Annotated in this window: 16 protein-coding genes; 6 read left to right on the top strand and 10 right to left on the bottom strand. The window is 64.7% G+C overall.

Going from position 1 to position 19,353, the window contains the following annotated elements; genetic code table 11:
- Positions 1-39: 39 nt before the first annotated feature.
- Both IAE34_RS14225 and oxdA read right to left on the bottom strand, forming a co-directional pair.
- Entirely contained in the window at positions 40-918 is an 879-nt protein-coding gene (locus tag IAE34_RS14225; protein WP_200139600.1) for a transporter, read from the bottom strand.
- On the bottom strand, positions 915-1,994 hold the full coding sequence (gene oxdA / locus IAE34_RS14220; protein WP_200139599.1) for an aliphatic aldoxime dehydratase: 1,080 nt from the start codon (positions 1,992-1,994) through the stop codon (positions 915-917). Before oxdA ends, IAE34_RS14225 begins: the two co-directional genes overlap by 4 nt.
- A gap of 347 nt (positions 1,995-2,341) precedes the next feature.
- Between oxdA and IAE34_RS14215 the strand changes: the two genes are divergently transcribed.
- A complete protein-coding gene (locus tag IAE34_RS14215) occupies positions 2,342-3,274 on the top strand; it encodes a helix-turn-helix domain-containing protein (protein WP_200139598.1) in 933 nt (310 codons plus the stop codon).
- Here the strand turns inward: IAE34_RS14215 and IAE34_RS14210 are convergent.
- From IAE34_RS14210 to gloB, 8 genes are all read right to left on the bottom strand, one after another.
- Complete coding sequence (locus IAE34_RS14210; protein WP_200139597.1) at positions 3,261-5,330, bottom strand: hybrid sensor histidine kinase/response regulator; 2,070 nt, start codon at positions 5,328-5,330, stop codon at positions 3,261-3,263. The genes IAE34_RS14215 and IAE34_RS14210 overlap by 14 nt on opposite strands.
- Positions 5,331-5,564: 234 nt before the next feature.
- The gene (locus IAE34_RS14205; RefSeq protein WP_200139596.1) at positions 5,565-7,166 is read right to left on the bottom strand and encodes an ABC transporter ATP-binding protein; all 1,602 of its coding nucleotides are present in this window, start codon (positions 7,164-7,166) and stop codon (positions 5,565-5,567) included.
- Position 7,167: 1 nt separating this feature from the next.
- On the bottom strand, positions 7,168-8,187 hold the full coding sequence (locus IAE34_RS14200; RefSeq protein WP_200139595.1) for an ABC transporter permease: 1,020 nt from the start codon (positions 8,185-8,187) through the stop codon (positions 7,168-7,170).
- Between the two features lies 1 nt (position 8,188).
- Entirely contained in the window at positions 8,189-9,262 is a 1,074-nt protein-coding gene (locus IAE34_RS14195) for a microcin C ABC transporter permease YejB (protein WP_200139594.1), read from the bottom strand.
- A gap of 1 nt (position 9,263) precedes the next feature.
- The gene (locus IAE34_RS14190; protein ID WP_200139593.1) at positions 9,264-11,105 is read right to left on the bottom strand and encodes an extracellular solute-binding protein; all 1,842 of its coding nucleotides are present in this window, start codon (positions 11,103-11,105) and stop codon (positions 9,264-9,266) included.
- On the bottom strand, positions 11,102-12,931 hold the full coding sequence (locus IAE34_RS14185) for an extracellular solute-binding protein (protein WP_200139592.1): 1,830 nt from the start codon (positions 12,929-12,931) through the stop codon (positions 11,102-11,104). The genes IAE34_RS14190 and IAE34_RS14185 overlap by 4 nt, the downstream gene beginning before the upstream one ends.
- A 200-nt stretch (positions 12,932-13,131) precedes the next feature.
- On the bottom strand, positions 13,132-14,565 hold the full coding sequence (locus tag IAE34_RS14180; RefSeq protein WP_200139591.1) for a lytic transglycosylase domain-containing protein: 1,434 nt from the start codon (positions 14,563-14,565) through the stop codon (positions 13,132-13,134).
- 99 nt (positions 14,566-14,664) lie between these two features.
- Positions 14,665-15,444, bottom strand: coding sequence for a hydroxyacylglutathione hydrolase (gene gloB, locus IAE34_RS14175; protein WP_200139590.1), 780 nt, complete (start codon positions 15,442-15,444; stop codon positions 14,665-14,667).
- An 85-nt stretch (positions 15,445-15,529) separates the two neighbouring features.
- On the opposite strand from gloB, the gene IAE34_RS14170 reads away from it, so the two are divergent.
- The 5 genes from IAE34_RS14170 to dnaQ all read left to right on the top strand — a co-directional run bounded on the left by IAE34_RS14170 (position 15,530) and on the right by dnaQ (position 19,309).
- On the top strand, positions 15,530-16,288 hold the full coding sequence (locus tag IAE34_RS14170) for a methyltransferase domain-containing protein (protein WP_200139589.1): 759 nt from the start codon (positions 15,530-15,532) through the stop codon (positions 16,286-16,288).
- Between the two features lie 43 nt (positions 16,289-16,331).
- Positions 16,332-16,778: a ribonuclease HI gene (gene rnhA, locus IAE34_RS14165; protein WP_200139588.1), complete on the top strand. Its 447-nt coding sequence runs from the start codon at positions 16,332-16,334 to the stop codon at positions 16,776-16,778.
- Between the two features lie 105 nt (positions 16,779-16,883).
- Positions 16,884-17,660, top strand: a complete 777-nt coding sequence (locus IAE34_RS14160; protein WP_200139587.1) for an alpha/beta fold hydrolase — start codon at positions 16,884-16,886, stop codon at positions 17,658-17,660.
- Positions 17,660-18,457, top strand: coding sequence for an SDR family NAD(P)-dependent oxidoreductase (locus tag IAE34_RS14155; RefSeq protein WP_200139586.1), 798 nt, complete (start codon positions 17,660-17,662; stop codon positions 18,455-18,457). The genes IAE34_RS14160 and IAE34_RS14155 overlap by 1 nt, the downstream gene beginning before the upstream one ends.
- A 108-nt stretch (positions 18,458-18,565) precedes the next feature.
- Positions 18,566-19,309, top strand: a complete 744-nt coding sequence (dnaQ, locus tag IAE34_RS14150; RefSeq protein WP_325100995.1) for a DNA polymerase III subunit epsilon — start codon at positions 18,566-18,568, stop codon at positions 19,307-19,309.
- Positions 19,310-19,353 lie beyond the last annotated feature (44 nt).

Genomic DNA, 19,353 nt, shown 5'->3' with positions numbered 1-19,353 from the left:
CCTTCAGGTTCGTGACTGGGTAAGCGGGTGAAGCGCGGGTCAGAACACCCGTGCGTAGCGCAGGTTGATGCGCAGGTCTTCCTTGGGGCCGTTGTCCACCGAGAGGTCACGCCCCAGTTGCAGTTGCAGCTGGTCCTGGGTCGTGACGAAGTGCGTGGCGGTCAGGCGCAGGTTGGTGGTGCCGAGGCGGTTGTCCTGGTTCACCTGCTGGATTTCGGTTTCTCCGCCCCAGGTGCGCCCGACGCCGACACCGAAACTGGTGCGTGCATCCGGCATATAGCGGGCCATCACCTGCGCGGCATAGGAAACGTCCTGCTTCAGGCGCTGGCTGTCCGGGCCGTAATCGTCGTTGTCGCCATACCAGGTGGCGCCGCCGACCAGGTCCAGCGCCCAATGCGGGTCGAAATGCTTGACGTAGGCGCCCTGCAGTTCGAACTTCCAGCGGTTTTCACCGAGATTGAGCGGGTCGTCGCGGTCATAGTCACCCGTGGGCAGGGTGAGGTAAGGGGTCAGGCTCAGCACGTCGCGCGCCTCGTTGAGCCGCCACCTGAGCGGCGCGGCCAGTATCGGATCGCCCATGCCGCTGGCGCTGCCCAGCGCAGCCGCGTCGCCGTGGCCGCTGACATGGCCGAACGGCGCGAGGAACTGCGGATCGATGGTCACCGTGTCGCTCAGGGCGATCACGTGCAGCAGACGCAGGATGCCGATGTCCGAGCGCAGCTTGAAGTCGTCGCTGACCTGGTGGCCACGGGCGTGCAGGGAGTCGGTCGTGGAATGCTGGTAGTAGATCAGGCCGATGGTGGTCCCCGGCGCGAACTGCTCGTAGTCGCCCGGCGCCACTTCCACCGCGCTGGCCGCCATGCCTGGCAACAGCAGGCTCAGGCCCAGCAGACGCAGGGCGTGTCTGTCGGCGCTCATCGAGCACCTCCTGACTGTGGCGTGCAGGACGGCGTGGCATCGCGCAGCATGCCGGTTCGCGGATGGCAGTTGATGTACTCGAAGCGTTGCTCACGGCCATCGCTGACCGACACCTCGTGGTACAGCCGCAGGTCACGCAGCCCGGCAGCCACCCGGAAGAAGGTGACGAAGATGCGCAGGTGGGTGGGGTGCGACTCGGCCCAGCGTTCGAGCTTTTCCACCGAGCGCCAATGGCCGATGTTGTAGCTGGTATCCAGTGGATTGCCCTGCAGGTCGATGTTGCGCACGAAGCGGTTGCTGTAGCAGCCCAGCGCAGCGCCCTGGTCACGCAGGAAGTCCATGCCCGCCTGCAAGGTCGGCAGGATCTCGTCCAGGTACAGCGAGCGCTCCTGGGCATCGGCCTGTGCCCAGTCCTGGCCGGAGCGGATCAGTGTGAGGTTGTCGTGCCCTGCCACCACCACTCGGCCACCCTTGGCCGGATCGCCACTGACGATGCGCAGTTCGCCGTCGGGGGCCATCCAGTCGTTCTGCGAGATCGGGAAGCGATCGCGCATCGAGCCCCAGTAGCCGTGTTCCTCGATCTCGCCACTGCTGGCGTCCATCACTGCTCCCACGCCTGGAAGCCGTTCGCGGAAGGCGTACAGGGTTTCGAACTGTTCGGCACGCGGCGCGACGACTTCCCGGAAATAACCCAGGTCTTCGTGCAGGCGCGCGTCGGCGGACCACCACTGCTCCACGTCGCTGCTGCGCATCCAGCGGCAGTAGGCGGCAGGGTCTCGCCAGTAGCCGACCGCGATCAGGTTGTCATGGCCGCTGTCATCGGTGTGATGGGTCAGGTCATGATGCAATGGCCCATCGCTGAGGCCGAAGCTGGCCACGATCCGCTGCAGGGCCGCCAGCGCGGCCGGCTTGCGTGCCTCGCCCAGGTACTGCACGCCCAGATACGCCATCACCACTTGCTGCAGGTCTTCGCCGGCTCGTCCCACCCACATGGCGAAGGGCGGTTGGTAGTCGTCCGGGACCCTGCGCGACAGGGTGCGAGGGCATTTGAGATGCTGGTCGATCGCCGATTCCATGGGGGCTCCTTGTTGGGTTCTGCTCATCAGGGGGTCTATGTGCCGCCTTGGTGACGCCATGGATTGCGCGGCGTCGGCTAGACAGTAGGCCGCCCGCGGGGGCCACTGCTTGTATGGCCGGGACAACGTGTTGGCTGGGCGTGACAAGGGGTTGTGCGAGCGCCTTACGGGGGCGACTCGTGCACGCGGAGCACGCTTGAGGTGCAGCGAAACCGGGTTGTGCAGGGCCGGGTCGAGCGCATGTCGCGCAATTCAAAGAGGTTATCGAGGGTGGCGCGGGTATTGCTTGCGAAGTGGGATTCACCTTTCCCGAACTGCACGCATCGAGCCTGTCTGAGGTTAATGCCATGCCCGACCCCAATCGCTATTCGACGCTCGCCGTGGACCCCACCCGTCGCTTCGATTACTGGCGGGACGTGGTCTGCCAGCACTGCCTCAAAGCGGACAGCCAACCCGCCTCACCCAGCGATTTCTGCGGCACCCTCGGCGTCAAGGGCATTGGCGCGCTGGAGCTCTACACCTTGTCCTCGCCGTTGCACCATTGGCAGCGCGACGACCGGCATCGACGCTGCGACCCCAACGATGACCTGTGGCTGAGTTTCTCCGCCCAGGGCTTCGGACGTTTCGAGCAGAGCGGCCGACGGGTGAGCGTGGCGGCCGGCGATGTGTTCCTATACGACGCAGACCAGTGTTTCCGTTTCAGCCTGGGTGGTACTGAAAACCACCTGTTGCGCATTCCACGACGCTGGTTGGCTGCGCGTGTGCCGGGCATCGAGCAGCGAACGGCCACCGTTCTGGACGATCGACGTCCCGGTGTGCTGCCGCTGCGTAGCATGCTCGCGCAAGCGGCGGAGCACGCGACCCTGGGTGATGGCGCGTTGAGCGCCCGCTATGCAGAAACTCTGCTGGATCTGCTGGTCCTGAGCCTGGAATGGCAGGATTTGACGGTGACCCATGGGGAACTGGATCTGTACGGGCGAGCGATGCGCTACATCCGCGAGCACCTGGCCGACCCCGAGTTGAGCCTGGAACGCATCGCCCAGGTCCACCATGTCTCCACCCGCACCGTGACCCGGGCCTTCGCCCGGCATCAGAAAACGCCGGTCGCCGCGATCTGGCAAGAGCGGCTGGACAGCAGCCGCCGTGCGCTCGAGGCGGGGCAGGTCAAGAGCATCTCCCAGGCCGCCCTGGAGCATGGATTCAGCGATTTTTCCCATTACAGCCACGCGTTTCGCAAGGCCTATGGCATGGCGCCCTGCAGCCTGCTCAAGCGCCCTTGACAGGATCCTGAAGGGCGAGGCCGGCGCTGTTGAGCGCCTGGACATGTTTGACCAGCGTTTCGAGAGAAAATGGCTTGCTCAGCACGGGACAACTGGAACGCAGCGGCGAGTTGTCCAGCAGCTCGGGATGGGCATAGCCGGTCATGAACAGAATGGGCAGGTGAGGTCGGGTCTTGCGGCTCTCCAGCGCCATGCTGTGGCCGTCCATGCCGCCCGGCAGCCCTATATCGGTCACCAGCAGGTCGATGGGAATGTTCGATTGCAGCAGTTGTAACCCGGCCTTGCTGTCGGCGGCCTCCATTACCACATGCCCCAGCGCGGCCAAGGTCTCGGTGACGAAGGCGCGCACCGAGGCCTCGTCGTCCACCACCAGGATGTTCTTGCCAACCTCGCTGGTGGGCAACGCCAGGGCCGGTAGCGGTTCGCTGAGCGCCTGTGCCTGAGTGTCGTAGACCGGCAGCAGCAGGCTGGCGCGCGTGCCTTTGCCCGGCGCCGAATCCAGGCGGATCTGCCCCCCGGACTGCTTGGCGAATCCATAGATCATCGACAGCCCCAGCCCGGAACCCTGACCCACCGGCTTGGTGGTGAAGAAGGGGTCGAAGGCTTTCACCAGGGTATCGGCGTCCATGCCGATGCCATCGTCCTCGACCACGATGGCCAGGTAGTTGCCGTCAGGCAGCGCCTCGGCGTCGTCTGGCGCGGCCAGCAAGCAGAAGTCGCAGGTGCTGATGGTGAGATTGCCGCCGCCGACAAGGGCATCGCGGGCGTTGATGCACAAGTTGAGCAAGGCGTTCTCGAATTGGGCAGGATCCACCAGGCAGGTCTTGAGCGTCGGGCTCAGGTCCACGCGCACGTGCACCGTCGGGCCGACCGTACGCTGGATGAGCTCCTCGATACCGCTGATGAGCGCGTTCATGTCGGTGGGCTCCGGCAACAGCGTCTGCTTGCGGGAAAACGCCAGCAGGCGATGCGTCAGCGCCGCGGCACGCTGGGCAGCGGTGTGGGCCACCGAGACATAGCGTTCGAGGTCGGCGGTGCGGCCCTGGTTCAGGCGCAGGCGAATCAGGTCCAGGCTGCCGGTGATACCGGCCAGCAGATTGTTGAAGTCGTGGGCGATGCCCACCGTGAGTTGGCCGACCGCCTCCATCTTCTGTGCCTGACTCAAGGCGGCCTGGGCCGCCTCGCTCTGCGCCACGGCCTCGCGGATGCGCGCTTCGAGCGTGCGGTTGAGTTCCAGCAAGGCCTGTTCGGCGGCTTTCTGCGCGGTGACGTCGACGGACGAGCCGATCAGGCCGATCACCTGCCCGTTATCATCGAGCAGGGGCGCCTTGTGCGACAACCAGATGGCTACCGTGCCGTCGGCCTGGTCGACGCGTTCCTCGATCTGCTCCACCTTGCCGCCATGCATGATGCGCTGGTCGGTGGCCATCACCTGCAGGGCCTGGGCCTTGTCTTCGAGAAACTCGAGGTCGGTCTTGCCCAGATAGAACTCTGGCGGCTTGCCGATGAGGTCCGTGGTGCCCTGGTTGGCGACCAGCATCCGTCCTTGCAGATCCTTGGCGTAGACCACGCCCGGCACGGCGGCGGCGAAGGTGCGCAGCAACGCCGACATGCGATCGCGTTCGGCCTCGGCCGCGCGTCGGCTCTCGATGTCGATCAGCACGCCGGGGAAGCGCTCGGGCACGCCGTTGGCATCGAGCTCGACATGACCACTGGCTTCGATCCAGCGGTACTGGCCATCTTCGCGGCGCACACGGTACTCGCAACGGAAGCTGCCGCCGCGTTGCAGGGTGCGTTCGATCTCGTCGGCCACCCGGCCGACATCGGTGGGGTGGATCGAGCCGAAGGCTTCCTCGATGGGAATGCCGGCTTTGCAGCGCTCAAGGGGCAGGCCGAACGAGCGGGAGAATTCCAGGTCGGCGGTCACGCTGTTGTTGGGGATGTCCCACACCCAGGTGCCAGTGATCGCGCCCGAATCCAGCGCCAGTTGCAGACGCTCGAGCACGCTGGCGGAGTCGTCGCCCTCGTTGGGCGGCGGGGGGAGAGGGGAAACCATGGAGAGCCTCGAGGTCGCTGCAGGTGGGATGTTGACGTCATTGCCATGACGGCTATCGATTCTGACCACGTCCAGGCGCGTTCGATCCACGCAGGCTGTGGCTTTACGCCATCTTTCTCGCGCCCAGCTTGTGGGGCTGGTTACAGGACTCGGAGCCTCGGGTGCTCCGCGTCCTGCCGCGTGACAGGGCCATGCAGCCGCCCTGTCGACGTCATGGTCTAGCCATGCACACTGCTACACCGGTCGCAGAAAGGCTGCCTCCAGCAGCTGCCGAGTATAGGCATGCTGCGGCGCCTGGAAAATGGTCTGTGCATCCCCTTGCTCGACCACTTGACCGTGTTTGATCACCATCAGTTGATGGCTCAACGCCTTGACCACTGCCAGGTCGTGGCTGATGAACAGGTAGGTCAGGTTGTACTTCACCTGCAGATTGCGCAGCAGTTCCACCACCTGGCGCTGCACCGTGCGGTCCAACGCCGAAGTCGGCTCGTCCAGCAGGATCAAGGCAGGCTTGAGCACCAGGGCGCGAGCGATGGCGATGCGCTGGCGCTGGCCGCCGGAGAACTCGTGGGGATAGCGATGACGCGTTTGCGGGTCCAGGCCGACTTCCTGCAAGGCGGCGACGATCGTCGCCTCCTGTTCGATCGGCGTACCGATCTTGTGGATACGCAACCCTTCGCCAACGATGTCCGCCACGCTCATGCGCGGGCTCAGGCTACCGAACGGATCCTGGAATACCACCTGCATTTCGCGCCTCAGCGGTCGCACCTGCTGCTGGTTCAGGTCCTGCAAGGCATGACCGTCGAAGCGAATGCCGCCCTGGCTGGCGATCAGGCGAAGAATCGCCAGGCCCAGCGTCGACTTGCCCGAACCGCTCTCGCCGACGATGCCCAGCGTCTGGCCCTGGGGCAGGCTGAAATCGACGCCATCGACCGCTTTCACATGATCGACGGTGCGCCGCAACAGGCCCTTTTTGATCGGGAACCAGACCTTGAGGTCGTCCACCTGCAACAGCGGCGTGCCTGCGGCCGTGGCGGCCGGACCGCCGCTGGGCTCGGCATTGATGAGCATCTGCGTGTAGGGGTGTTGCGGGTTTTCGAACAGTGAAGCGCAGTCGGCCTGCTCGACGATCTGGCCGCACTGCATCACGCAGACCCGATGAGCGATGCGGCGCACCAGGTTCAGGTCATGGCTGATCAGCAGCAGGGCCATGCCCAGGCGGGCCTGCAGCGACTTGAGCAGGTCGAGGATCTTCAGTTGCACGGTGACGTCCAGCGCCGTGGTGGGTTCGTCGGCGATCAGCAGTTCTGGCTCATTGGCCAGGGCCATGGCGATCATCACCCGCTGGCGCTGGCCGCCCGACAGCTCGTGGGGCAGGGCCTTGAGACGCTTCTTCGGCTCGGGGATGCCCACCAGTTCCAGCAGTTCCAGGGTGCGTGCGGTGGCCTGCTTGCCGGTCAGCCCTTTGTGCAACAGAAGGATCTCGTTGATCTGCTTCTCGATGCAATGCAGCGGATTGAGCGAGGTCATCGGCTCCTGGAAGATCATCGCGATGCGATTGCCACGAATACGCTGCATGGGTTTTTCGCCCAGGTGCAGCAGGTCCTGGCCCTCGTAACGGATGCTGCCGCCGGGGTGGCGTGCCAGCGGGTAGGGCAGCAGGCGCAGGATCGAGTGGGCGGTGACCGACTTGCCCGAGCCGCTTTCGCCGACCAGCGCCAGGGTCTGGCCCTTGCGGATGTCGAAGCTGATGCCATCGACCACACGGTTGACCTGTTCGCCGTTGACGAACTCCACCGCCAGGTCGCGGACTTCGATCAGGGTGTCTTGGCTCATGTCATTTCCTCGGGTCGAAGGCGTCGCGGGCGGATTCGCCGATGAACACCAGCAGGCTCAGCATCAGTGCCAGGACCGCAAAGGCGCTGATGCCCAGCCACGGCGCTTGCAGGTTGGACTTGCCCTGGGCCACCAGCTCGCCCAGCGACGGCGAACCGGCCGGCAGGCCGAAGCCGAGGAAGTCCAGCGCGGTGAGGGTGCCGATGGCGCCGGTGAGGATGAACGGCATGAAGGTCATGGTGGAGATCATCGCGTTGGGCAGGATGTGGCGGAACATGATCGGTGCGTTGCGCATGCCCAGGGCGCGCGCGGCGCGCACGTATTCCAGGTTGCGCCCGCGCAGGAACTCGGCGCGCACCACGTCCACCAGGCTCATCCACGAGAACAGCAGCATGATGCCCAGCAGCCACCAGAAATTCGGCTGCACGAAGCTGGCCAGGATGATCAGCAGGTACAGCACGGGCAGGCCCGACCAGATCTCCAGGAAACGCTGGCCGGCCAGGTCGACCCAACCGCCATAGAAGCCCTGCAGGGCACCGGCGATCACGCCGATGACGGAGCTGGCGAGGGTCAGCGTCAGGGCGAACAGCACCGAGATGCGGAAACCGTAGATCACTCGGGCTAGCACGTCGCGGCCCTGGTCGTCGGTCCCCAGCAGGTTGTCGGTCGAAGGCGGGGCCGGGGCTGGCACCTTCAGGTCGTAGTTGATGCTCTGGTAGCTGAACGGAATCGGCGGCCACAGCACGAAGCTGTCCTTGCTGGCGAGCAACTCGCGCACGTAGGGGCTCTTGTAGTTGGCCTCCAGTGGGAATTCGCCGCCGAAGGTGGTTTCCGGGTAGCGCTTGAACGCCGGGAAATACCATTGGCCGTCGTAGCGTACGGCGATGGGCTTGTCGTTGGCGATCAGCTCGGCGCCCAGGCTCAGGCCGAACAGCACCAGGAACAGCCACAGCGACCACCAGCCGCGTCGATTGGCCTTGAAACGCTCGAAGCGTCGGCGGTTGAGGGGAGAAAGGGCCATGTCAGTGCTCCCGGCTGGCGAAGTCGATGCGCGGATCGACCAGGGTATAGGTAAGGTCGCCGATCAGTTTCACCACCAGCCCCAGCAGGGTGAAGATGAACAGGGTGCCGAACACCACCGGGTAGTCGCGATTGATCGCCGCCTCGAAGCTCATCAGCCCCAGGCCGTCGAGGGAGAAGATCACCTCGATCAGCAGCGAGCCGGTGAAGAAGATGCCGATGAACGCCGAGGGGAAACCGGCGATCACCAGCAGCATGGCGTTGCGGAACACGTGGCCGTAGAGCACGCGGGTGCGGCTCAGGCCCTTGGCCTTGGCGGTGACCACGTACTGTTTGTTGATTTCGTCGAGGAAGCTGTTCTTGGTCAGCAGGGTCATGGTGGCGAAGTTGCCGATGACCAGCGCGGTGATCGGCAGCACCAGGTGCCAGAAGTAGTCCAGGATCTTGCCGGTGGTACTGAGCTGTTCGAAGTTGTTGGAGGTCAGTCCCCGGAGCGGGAACCAGTCGAAGTAACTGCCGCCGGCGAACAGCACGATCAGCAGGATGGCGAACAGGAACGCCGGAATGGCGTAGCCGACGATGATCGCCGAGCTGGTCCACACATCGAAGTGGCTGCCGTGGCGCACGGCCTTGGCGATCCCCAGCGGGATCGACACCAGGTACATGATCAGCGTGCTCCACAACCCCAGCGAGATCGACACGGGCATCTTCTCGGCGATCAGGTCGATGACCCGCGCGTCGCGGAAGAAGCTGTCGCCGAAGTCCAGCTGGGCGTAGTTCTTGACCATGATCCACAGGCGTTCGGGGGCCGATTTGTCGAAGCCGTACATGCGCTCGATTTCGGCGATCAGGGCCGGGTCCAGGCCCTGGGCGCCGCGGTAGTTGGAACCGGCCACCGAGACTTCCGCGCCGCCACCGGCAATGCGGCTGGTGGCGCCGTCGAAGCCTTCGAGCTTGGCGATCATCTGCTCGACCGGACCGCCTGGCGCGGCCTGGACGATGATGAAGTTGATGATCAGGATGCCGAACAGCGTCGGTACGATCAGCAGCAGGCGCCGCAGGATATAAGCGAGCATGTCAGTGCGCCTCGGCCGGGCTGGGAACGGGTGCCTGGCTGGCCGCCGGTGTCACTTCAGGCTTGATCCACCAGGTGTCCAGCCCTACGTCGTACTTGGGCGAGACCTGTGGGTGACCCAGGTGATTCCAGTACGCCACGCGCCAGGTCTTGATGTGCCAGTTCGGAATCACGTAGTACCCCCACAACAGCACGCGGTCCAGTGCGCGGGTATGGGCGATCAGGTCCTGGCGTGAACCGGCGTTGATCAGCTCTTCGACCAGTCGATCGATGGCCGGATCGCGCAGGCCGATGAAGTTGCGGCTGCCGGGGTTGTCGGCGGCTGCACTGCTCCAGAATTCGCGCTGCTCGTTGCCCGGCGAGTTCGATTGCGGGAAGCCGCTGACGATCATGTCGAAGTCCCGTGAACGCAGACGGGTGATGTATTGCGAAACGTCCACTCGGCGGATGCTCAGGTCGATGCCCAGTTCGGCCAGGTTGCGCTTGAACGGCAGCAGCACACGCTCGAACTCGGGCTGGGCCAGGAGGAACTCGATGGACACCGGTTTGCCCTGGGCGTCGACCATCTTGTCGTTGTCGATCTTCCAGCCCGCTGCGGTGAGCAGTTGGTAGGCCTTGCGCTGCTGCTCGCGGATCATCCCGCTGCCATCGGTCACCGGGTTGTGAAAGACCTGGTCGAACACCTGCTCGGGCACCTGGCCGCGCAGCGGCTCCAGTACCTTGAGCTCGTCGGGCGAGGGGAGGCCCTGGGCGGCCATTTCGGAGTTCTCGAAGTAGCTGCCGGTGCGCGTGTAGGCGCCGTTGAACAGCTGCTTGTTGGTCCACTCGAAATCCAGCAGCAGGCTCAGCGCCTGGCGTACGCGGATGTCCTGGAACACGGGCTTGCGCAGGTTGAAGATGAAGCCCTGCATACCGACCGGATTGCCATTGGGCAGCTCCTCCTTGACCAGCCGCCCGTCGCGCACGGCGGGCACGTCATACGCGGTGGCCCAGTTCTTCGCGCTCACTTCCAGGGCGTAGTCGAACTGCCCGGCCTTGAGCGCTTGCAGGGCGACGGCCGAATCACGGTAGGTGTCGTAGGTCATGGCATCGAAGTTGAACTGACCGCGGTTGATCGGCAGATCCTTGGCCCAGTAGTCCTTGACCCGCTCGTAGCGAATCGAACGCCCAGCCTTGACCTCGGCCACCTTGTAAGGACCGCTGCCCAGCGGCATTTCCAGGTTGCCCTTGGCGAAATCACGGTTGGCGTACCAGTGCTTGGGCAGGACCGGCAACTGGCCGAGGATCAGCGGCAGTTCACGGTTGTTGCTGTGCTTGAACCTGAACAGCACGCGCAACGGATCTTCGACCACCACTTCGGCCACGTCGGCGTAGTACTGGCGGTACAACGGCGCACCCTGCCTGGTCAGCGCCTCGAAACTGAACTTCACGTCCTCGGCGCGCATGGGATGGCCGTCGTGAAAGCGTGCTTCCGGGCGCAGGTAGAAGCGCACCCAGCCGTTGTCCGGGGCCTTTTCGATACGCCCGGCGACCAGGCCGTACTCGGTGAACGGTTCGTCCAGGCTGGCGCGCATCAAGGTGTCGTAGATGCTGCTGATGCCATCTGCCGCCACTCCTTTGTTGATGTAGGGGTTGAGGCTGTCGAAACTGCCCACGCTGGCCTGGCGAAAGGTGCCGCCCTTGGGCGCATCGGGGTCCACGTAGTCGAAGTGCTTGAAGTCGGCCGCGTACTTGGGCGGCTCGTCGTAAAGGGTCAGGGCGTGCTGCGGGGCCGCCGCAGCCCCCAGGCTCAGGCAGGCGAGCAGCAGGCCGGTGGCCAGGCGCAGGCGAGGCATGGGCATCATTTGGCTTTCTCCGAAGTCTTGAGCCACCAGCTGTTGAGCCCCAGGGTATAGGGCGGCGTGGTGACGAAGGCGAACCGGTTGCGGTAGGCCAGGCGATGGTTGTCCAGGTACCAGTTGGGAATCATGTAGTACTGCCACGACAGCACGCGGTCCAGCGCGCGGGCGGCCGCCACCTGCTCATCACGGGTGCGGGCGGCCAGCAGCGTGTCGAGCAGCAGGTCGACCACCGGATCCTTGATGCCGGCGTAGTTCTTGCTGCCCTTGATCGACGCCTGGCTGGAATGGAAATACTGCCACTGTTCCAGACCAGGGCTGAGGGTCTGGTTCAACGTCATCAGGATCATGTCGAAATCGAACTGGTCCAGCCGTTGCTTGTATTGGGCACGGTCCACGGTACGCAGGCGCGCGTCGATGCCGATGCTGGAGAGGTTCTCGACATACGGCTGCAGGATGCGCTCCAGGTTCGGGTTGACCAGCAGCAGTTCCAACCGTAACTGCCGACCCTGGGCATCGACCAGGCGCTGGCCGTCGAGTTTCCAGCCGGCCTCGCCCAGCAGCGCCAGTGCCTTGCGCAGCGTCTGGCGGTCGATGCCACGGCCGTCGGTGTGGCTGACCTGGACAGGCTCGGTGAACAGCCTGGCCGGCAGTTGCTCACGCAGCGGCGAGAGCAGCAACCACTCCTTGCCCGTGGGCAGGCCGCTGGCGGTGAACTCGCTGTTGGGGTAGTAACTGGTGGCGCGGCGGTAGGCGCTGCTGAACAGCGCGCGATTGGTCCACTCGAAATCGAGCATCAGCCCCAGCGCTTCGCGCACCTTCGGCTCGGCGAATGTCGCACGGCGGGTGTTCATGAACAAGCCCTGGGTCTGGGTCGGGATGCGGTGGGGGATCTGCGCCTTGATCACCTCGCCACGACCGATGGCCGGGAAGTTGTAGCCGTTGGACCAGTTCTTGGCCTGGTGCTCGATGTAGATGTCGAATTCACCAGCCTTGAACGCCTCGAAGGCCACGGTGGCATCGCGATAGAACTCGAATTCCACGCGGTCGAAATTGTATTTGCCTCGATTGACCGGCAAATCCTTGCCCCAGTAGTCCTTGACCCGGGTGAAGACCAGACGCCGGCCGGGCTGGACCTCGCTGATGCGATAAGGTCCGCTGCCCAAAGGCGGCTCGAAGGTGGTGGCCTTGAAGTCCCGACCCTGCCAGTAGTGCTTGGGCAGCACCGGCATCTCGCCCAGGCGCAGGATCAGCAGCGGATTACCGGCGCGCTTGAACACGAAACGGATGCGCAGTGGCCCGAGCACGTCGACCCGCTGCACCTCCTGAAGGTTGGTGCGGTATAGCGGGTGCCCTTCTTTGAGCAAGGTGCGATAGGAAAAGGCGACGTCGGCGGCGGTGATCGGCTGACCATCATGGAAGCGCGCTTCGGGACGCAGGTTGAACACCACCCAGCTACGGTCTTCGCTGTATTCCACCGAGCGGGCGATCAGTCCGTAACTGGACGTGGGTTCGTCGCCGGAGGGGTCGTACTGGCCGGTGCCGACCATCAGCGTCTCGTTGAGCTCGCTGACGCCGTACTGCTGAAAGTTGGGCGTCGAGACCGGGCTGGTACCCTTGAAGGTATAGGGGTTGAGGGTGTCGAAGGTGCCGAACGCCATGGCCCGCAAGGTGCCGCCCTTGGGCGCCTGCGGGTCGACCCAGTCGAAATGGGTGAAACTGGCCGGGTACTTGAGCGTGCCGAACTGCGTATAGCCATGGCTTTCGCTCACGGTCGCGACGGCGGGGAAGCTCAAGGCCAGGCTCAGCGACAGGAGGAGAGGTCTTATCAAGTCTGGGATCCGGTCAAGACGGCGTTGGGCTTGTCCGGCGTACAGTAACAGCTTGTCTGGCATGGAAAAAGAGTGGGGCGAGACGCTGCTGCAGCGGCTCGGGTTGATGCGCCAGCGCGGTTGCCGACAGCCTGCGCAGGTGGCATGACCACCGACGGCGATGGGGCTTGAGGCCCATCCGTCGGTGAGGGCGGGTGAACTCAGCGGCCCAGGTAGACGGTGAGTGTCTGACCCGGTTTGAGCGCTTGCCCGGTGCGTGGATTCCAGCGCTTGAGGTGCTTCATCTCGACGTTGAACCGCTTGGCGACCAGGTAGTAGGAATCACCCTTGCGCACCTTGTACTGGGTCGAGCGCTGCTGGGCCGCTGCGACCCGGCTGGCGGCTGCGCTGGGCGCCCCGGCGCCGCGCAACGCCAGTACCTGGCCAACCTTCAGGCTGCTGCCCGACAGGCGGTTCCAGCGCTGGATATCCTTGATCGACACGCGATTGGCCTGGGCGATGCTGCCCAGGTTGTCACCGCGCTTGACCCGATAGCGGGTGTTGGCGACCGGGGCCTTGGCTTCGGCCAGCGCTGCCTGGAACACGGCCTTGTTCGGTTGCAGGCTGATCAGTTGCTCGGGCTTTAGGTTGGACAAGCTGCTGGTCAGCAATTGCGCCTTGGCCGTTGGCACCAGCAACTGCTGCGGACCGTCGACCGTCATGCGCTTCTTGAAGGCCGGGTTGAGCTGGATCAACTCGTCTTCGTCGATGTTGGCGAAGGCGGCGACCCGGCTCAGGTCCAGACGGTCGTTGATGGCCACCACCTCGAAGTACGGCTGGTTGGCAATGGGGCTGAGGTTCACTCCATAGGCCTGCGGCGTCAGCACCACTTGCGACAGGGCCAGCAGCTTGGGCACATAGTCGCGGGTTTCCTGGGGCAGGGGCAGGTTCCAGTAGTCGGTGGGCAGGCCCAGGCGTTCGTTGCGCTCGATCGCCCGGCTCACCGTACCCTCGCCGGCATTGTAGGCGGCCAGGGCGAGCAGCCAGTCGCCGTTGAACATGTCGTGCAGGCGTGTGAGGTAGTCCAGGGCGGCGTTGGTCGAGGCGGTGATGTCGCGGCGGCCGTCGTAGAAGTTGGTCTGGCGCAGGTTGAAATGCCGGCCCGTGGAAGGGATGAACTGCCACAGCCCCACGGCGTGAGCGCGTGAGTAGGCCATCGGGTTGTAGGCACTTTCGATGGCCGGCAGCAGCGCCAGCTCCAACGGCATGTCCCGCTCTTCCAGGCGCTCGACGATGTAGTGCAGGTAGAGGCTGCCACGCTCGCCAGCGTTTTCCAGAAAGCTCGGATTGCTGGCGAACCACAGGCGCTGCTGCTCGATGCGCGGATTGACGTCGATGCTGTCCTGCAGCGCGAAGCCCTGGCGCATGCGTTCCCAGACATCTTCCGGCGCTTTCTGCTCGACCGGCCTGATCACCAGCGGGGCTGGCCGGTGCTTGATCCTGGCCTGATAGTCGTGTGCGCGAACGCTGTCAGCTTCGTCGACCGGACGACTGCTCTGGCAGCCCACCAGGGTGGCGGCCAGAGCCAGGGCGCTGACTTGCGCCAGACGCGTCAGGGCGGCGGAATGAGCGGTGCGGCGGCTACGTGAAGACATCGGCGTACACAGTTTTCCGGGCAAAAAAGTCCGGCGATTCTAGAAACCGCACCCGAATGGGTCAACCTTGGATAGCTTCTCGCGATGGAACGACGGCGCTCAGAACTGGTCTTTCCAGGCCCTGAGTGCAGCGAAAACCGCGACCTGGCTGTCGTTGGGGGAGCCCTTCCATTCGTCCGCTTTTTGTTTAACGGATGTTTCAGTCGTGCGAACGAACGGGTTCGTCAGCCGTTCCAGGCCGATGGTGGAGGGCAGGGTGATGCGGTCGTCGGCCCGCAGCCGGGTGACGTCCTCGAAACGTTGCGCCACGTGGGTGTTGTCCGGTTCCACGGCCTTGGCGAAACGCAGGTTGCTCAGGGTGTACTCGTGTGCGCAATACACCTCGGTGCGCTCTGGCAGTGCGGCCAGGCGCTGCAGGGCCGGCTGCATCTGCTGCGCGGTACCCTCGAACATGCGCCCGCAGCCGGCGGCGAACAGGGTATCGCCGCTGAACAGCAGCGGTGTCGGCGTAGCTTCGCTGTAGAACGCGATGTGGCCCAAGGTATGGCCAGGCACGGCCAGCACCTGCCACTCCAGCCCCAGCACGGTGATCCGATCGCCGTCCTCGAGCGCCACATCCCGAGCGGGAATGGACTCGTGGGCCGGACCCTGGACCTTGGCGCCGGTGGTGCGTTTGAGGGCTTGGACACCCCCCACATGGTCGTGGTGGTGGTGGGTCACGAGGATATCGGTCAGCGTCCAGTCGCCATGGGCCTGCAGCCAGGTCAGCACTGGCGCCGCATCGCCTGGGTCGACCACCGCGCACAGGCGTTTGGCGGTATCCTGTAACAACCAGATGTAATTGTCGGAGAAAGCCCGAAGGGCATCGATCTGTATCATGGTCCGGCTCCGAAGTCTCTGGCATTGACGTAAGGGCATCTTAGCCGCGATGGCGCGGCCGACGAAACCTTCCAGGGAGAATGCAATGACCGATCAAGCCTTCGCCCAGGCCGACCCCGAGTGGGTGGAACTGATCAGCCAGGCGCGTGACTGGTTGGCCGGCCCCTTGGGCCAGTTGCTGCTCAAGGAGGAGGAAAAACTGCTCGAAGATGAGCTGGACCGCTTTTTCGGCGGCTTTCTGGTGCACTACGGCCCTGGCGCCGGGGTGCCGCCCCGGGCGCTCAAGGTGCAACGCAACGTGCGCCTCGGTGCGCCACTGCCGGGCGTCGAGATCGTCTGCGAAGAGCAGGCCTGGCCGCTGTCCGAGCACGCCGCCGACGTGGTGGTGCTGCAGCACGGCCTGGACTTCAGCCTGTCGCCGCACAGCTTGCTGCGCCAGGCCGCCAGCGCCGTGCGCCCAGGCGGTCATCTGCTGGTGGTCGGCATCAATCCCTGGAGTGCCTGGGGCGCACGCCGCCTGATGAGCCGCAGTGTCCTGCGCAAGGCGCGCTGCATCTCGCCGTCGCGCCTGGGCGACTGGCTCAACCTGCTGGGTTTCGCGCTGGAGAAACGCCGCTTCGGGTGTTATCGTCCGCCGCTTTGCTCAGCGGTCTGGCAGCAGCGCCTGGCCGGCTGGGAACGGATGGCCGGCGGTTGGCAGTCGGCCGGCGGCGGGGTGTACCTGCTGGTGGCACGCAAGGTGGTGGTCGGCCTGCGCCCGCTGCCGCTGGAACGGCGCGAGCCGGTGGGCAAGTTGCTGCCCCTGCCGCTGGCCAAGGTCAATCGCCGTCACAGCGAGCCGTGAAGCCGTCCGTGGTCCATAACCTGCAAGCGAGCGAAGGCGGTACATGAGCGATAGCGTCGAGATCTACACCGATGGCGCCTGCAAGGGCAATCCTGGCCTGGGCGGCTGGGGCGCCTTGATCGTCTACAAGGGCGTGGAAAAGGAACTGTGGGGTGGCGAACGCGACACCACCAACAACCGCATGGAACTGATGGCCGCCATCTGCGCCCTCATGGCGCTCAAGCGCGAGTGCGACGTGGTGCTCACCACCGATTCGCAGTACGTGATGAAAGGCATCACCGAGTGGATGTCCAACTGGAAGAAGCGCGGTTGGAAGACCGCATCCAAGGAGCCGGTGAAGAACGCCGATCTGTGGAAGCTGCTCGACGAGCAGGTCAATCGCCATAAAGTCACCTGGAAATGGGTGCGCGGCCACATCGGCCATCCCGGCAACGAACGTGCGGACCAGCTGGCCAACCGGGGCGTCGACGAGGTCCGCACGCCACGCTGAGACCCTCGTGCGCAGGCACCTGGTCTGCGCGCTGCACCTCGATCATTTAATGAACTCTTCGAGCCGCCTCCCTCTCCACTGGAATATCCCACGAGGCCGGAATCGATGCTCCCACACAGCCAGCAGGGCTCAGGCCCGCTCACCCTGGTGCTCATGCACTTTCTCGGCGGCTCCCACCGCACCTGGGGGCCGACGCTGCCCTTCCTGGATCGCGAGCATCGCTGCATCGCCTTGAATACCCCTGGTTTCGGTGACGCCAATCAGGTCGAAGGCTACAGCGTCTCGCAGATGGCCGATCAGGTCGATGCCAGCTTGCGCAAGCTGGGCATCGAACGCTGCGTGCTGGTCGGCCATTCGATGACCGGCAAGGTCGCGGTGGCCTTGGCCGCCCGTCGCCCAGAGTACCTTCAGGGGCTGATTCTGGTGGCGCCTTCGCCGCCCGGTCCCCAGCCCATGAGCGAAGAGGACCGTGACCGCCAGCGTCGCTACACCGCTTCGCGAGCCGAGGCCGAACAGTTCGTCGACGAGTCCAGTTTCCATCGCCTGCCCGATGCCCTGCGCGAAGTCGCCATCGCCGACGCCCAGGTGTTGAATCTCGAGGCGTGGCGAGCCTGGGTCGATCATGGCAGTCGCGAGGACTGGAGCGATCGTATCGGCAGCCTGCCGTACCCGACCTTGCTGATCTGCGGCGAGGACGACGCCCAGGTGCCCGACGCCCACGAGCAGCAGCGCACGACACTCAGCCATTTTCCCCACAGCCTGGTGCTGACACTGCCGGGGGCTGGCCACCTTATGCCGTTGCAGACCCCCCTGGCGCTGGCGCGACCCATGCTCGATTTCGCTCACCGTATCGCTGATGGTTTTTCCCGAGGAGAAATGTGATGGATCTAGGCTTGAACAAACGCGTGGCATTGATCAGTGGCGCCGCAGGTGGCATCGGCCTGGCGACCGCACGCCTGCTGGCAGAAGAAGGCGTGCGCGTGGTGTTGACCGACATGGATCAGGAAAAACTGGAGAAATCCAGTGCAGACCTGGCCGGCGAGCCCCTGTTGATCGCCGCGGACATGACCGACCAGGCCCAGGTGGACGGCCTCATTCGCCAGGCCGAAGAACGTTTCGGCCAGGTCGATATCGTGGTCCACACCGCTGGCGTCACCGGCGCCAAAGGCGACCCTCTGACGCTGGCCGATGAAGACTACCAGGAAGCCTGGGATACCGATTTCTTCACCGCTGTGCGCGTCGCCCGCGCCGCGATCCCGGCCATGCGCAAGCGCGGCTGGGGACGGCTGGTGTGCATCACCTCGGAAAACGCCGTGCAGCCTTACTGGGAAGAGGCCGTGTACAACGTCGCCAAGGCCGCTCTGGCGGCTTTCATCAAGAACCTGTCCTACAAGGAAGCCGCTCACGGGGTCCTGTGCAATACGGTGTCCCCGGCATTCATCGAGACCGGCATGACCGACGGCATGATGAAGCAGCGCGCCGAGGAAATGGGCGTGAGCTTCGATGAAGCCGTCAAGAGTTTCCTCGAGGAAGAACGCCCAGGCATCGTGCAGCAGCGCCGTGGTCAGCCCGAGGAAGTGGCGGCGGCCATCGCCCTGCTGGTCTCCGAGCGCGCGTCGTTCATCAACGGCAGTAACCTGCGAGTCGATGGCGGTTCGGTGCAGAGCGTGCAGAATTGATTTAGCGCGACTCGACACCTGTCAACTACGCAGCGCCCATGGGCCATCAGTCCATGGGCGTATTGCTGTATACTCCCGGGCCTACTCGATGCTGCTTGGAGTGTCCGCGTGGACCCGCACAATACTCGCCTGATCGTCCTGGATACCGAAACCACCGGCATGCCGGTCAGCGAAGGTCATCGGATCATCGAGATCGGCTGCGTCGAGGTGATCGGCCGGCGCCTGACCGGGCATAACTTCCACGTCTACCTGCAACCTGATCGCGAGAGCGACGAGGGCGCGATCGGCGTGCACGGCATCACCGACACCTTCCTGCTCGACAAACCCCGCTTCGCCGATGTCGCCGAAGAGTTCTTCGACTACATCAAGGGCGCCCAGCTGGTCATCCACAACGCCGCGTTCGACGTCGGTTTCATCAACAACGAATTCGCGCTGCTGGGCCAGGACGACCGGGCTGACATCTCCCGCCACTGCACCATTCTCGACACCTTGATGATGGCGCGCTCGCGCCATCCGGGCCAACGCAACAGCCTGGACGCGCTGTGCAAGCGCTATGGGATCGACAACTCCGGGCGCGACCTGCACGGCGCACTGCTCGACTCGGAGCTGCTGGCCGACGTCTACCTGGCGATGACCGGCGGTCAGACCAGCCTGTCGCTGGCCGGCCAGGGCAGTGACGAGGGCGAAGGGCAGGGCAGCACTGGCAGCGAGATCCGCCGCATCGTCGGTCGTCAGCCTGGTCGGGTGATCGCGGCCAGCGAAGAGGAGCTTCATGCGCACAGCGAGCGTCTGGCCGCCATCGCCAAGTCGGCAGGCGCGCCAGCCCTGTGGCAGACCCTGAGCGACGCCTAGCGACGAGCAAGCGGTGCTGCCGCTGACAGGCTTCCAACTGCAGG

Origin of the sequence: Pseudomonas sp. S30 (assembly GCF_016518545.1) — a bacterium.
Lineage (GTDB): Bacteria > Pseudomonadota > Gammaproteobacteria > Pseudomonadales > Pseudomonadaceae > Aquipseudomonas.
The sequence above is the reverse complement of the archived record's forward strand: the minus strand, read 5'-3'. Positions and strand labels throughout refer to the sequence as shown.

Coding starts and splice junctions, on each gene's coding strand:
- IAE34_RS14180 (WP_200139591.1), bottom strand. CDS start 14,565: ATGTCTTCACGTAGCCGCCGCACCGCTCATTCCGCCGCCCTGACGCGT.
- IAE34_RS14190 (WP_200139593.1), bottom strand. CDS start 11,105: ATGATGCCCATGCCTCGCCTGCGCCTGGCCACCGGCCTGCTGCTCGCC.
- IAE34_RS14200 (WP_200139595.1), bottom strand. CDS start 8,187: ATGGCCCTTTCTCCCCTCAACCGCCGACGCTTCGAGCGTTTCAAGGCC.
- IAE34_RS14215 (WP_200139598.1), top strand. CDS start 2,342: ATGCCCGACCCCAATCGCTATTCGACGCTCGCCGTGGACCCCACCCGT.
- IAE34_RS14205 (WP_200139596.1), bottom strand. CDS start 7,166: ATGAGCCAAGACACCCTGATCGAAGTCCGCGACCTGGCGGTGGAGTTC.
- IAE34_RS14160 (WP_200139587.1), top strand. CDS start 16,884: ATGCTCCCACACAGCCAGCAGGGCTCAGGCCCGCTCACCCTGGTGCTC.
- IAE34_RS14225 (WP_200139600.1), bottom strand. CDS start 918: ATGAGCGCCGACAGACACGCCCTGCGTCTGCTGGGCCTGAGCCTGCTG.
- gloB (WP_200139590.1), bottom strand. CDS start 15,444: ATGATACAGATCGATGCCCTTCGGGCTTTCTCCGACAATTACATCTGG.
- IAE34_RS14170 (WP_200139589.1), top strand. CDS start 15,530: ATGACCGATCAAGCCTTCGCCCAGGCCGACCCCGAGTGGGTGGAACTG.
- IAE34_RS14195 (WP_200139594.1), bottom strand. CDS start 9,262: ATGCTCGCTTATATCCTGCGGCGCCTGCTGCTGATCGTACCGACGCTG.
- IAE34_RS14210 (WP_200139597.1), bottom strand. CDS start 5,330: ATGGTTTCCCCTCTCCCCCCGCCGCCCAACGAGGGCGACGACTCCGCC.
- oxdA (WP_200139599.1), bottom strand. CDS start 1,994: ATGGAATCGGCGATCGACCAGCATCTCAAATGCCCTCGCACCCTGTCG.
- IAE34_RS14155 (WP_200139586.1), top strand. CDS start 17,660: ATGGATCTAGGCTTGAACAAACGCGTGGCATTGATCAGTGGCGCCGCA.
- rnhA (WP_200139588.1), top strand. CDS start 16,332: ATGAGCGATAGCGTCGAGATCTACACCGATGGCGCCTGCAAGGGCAAT.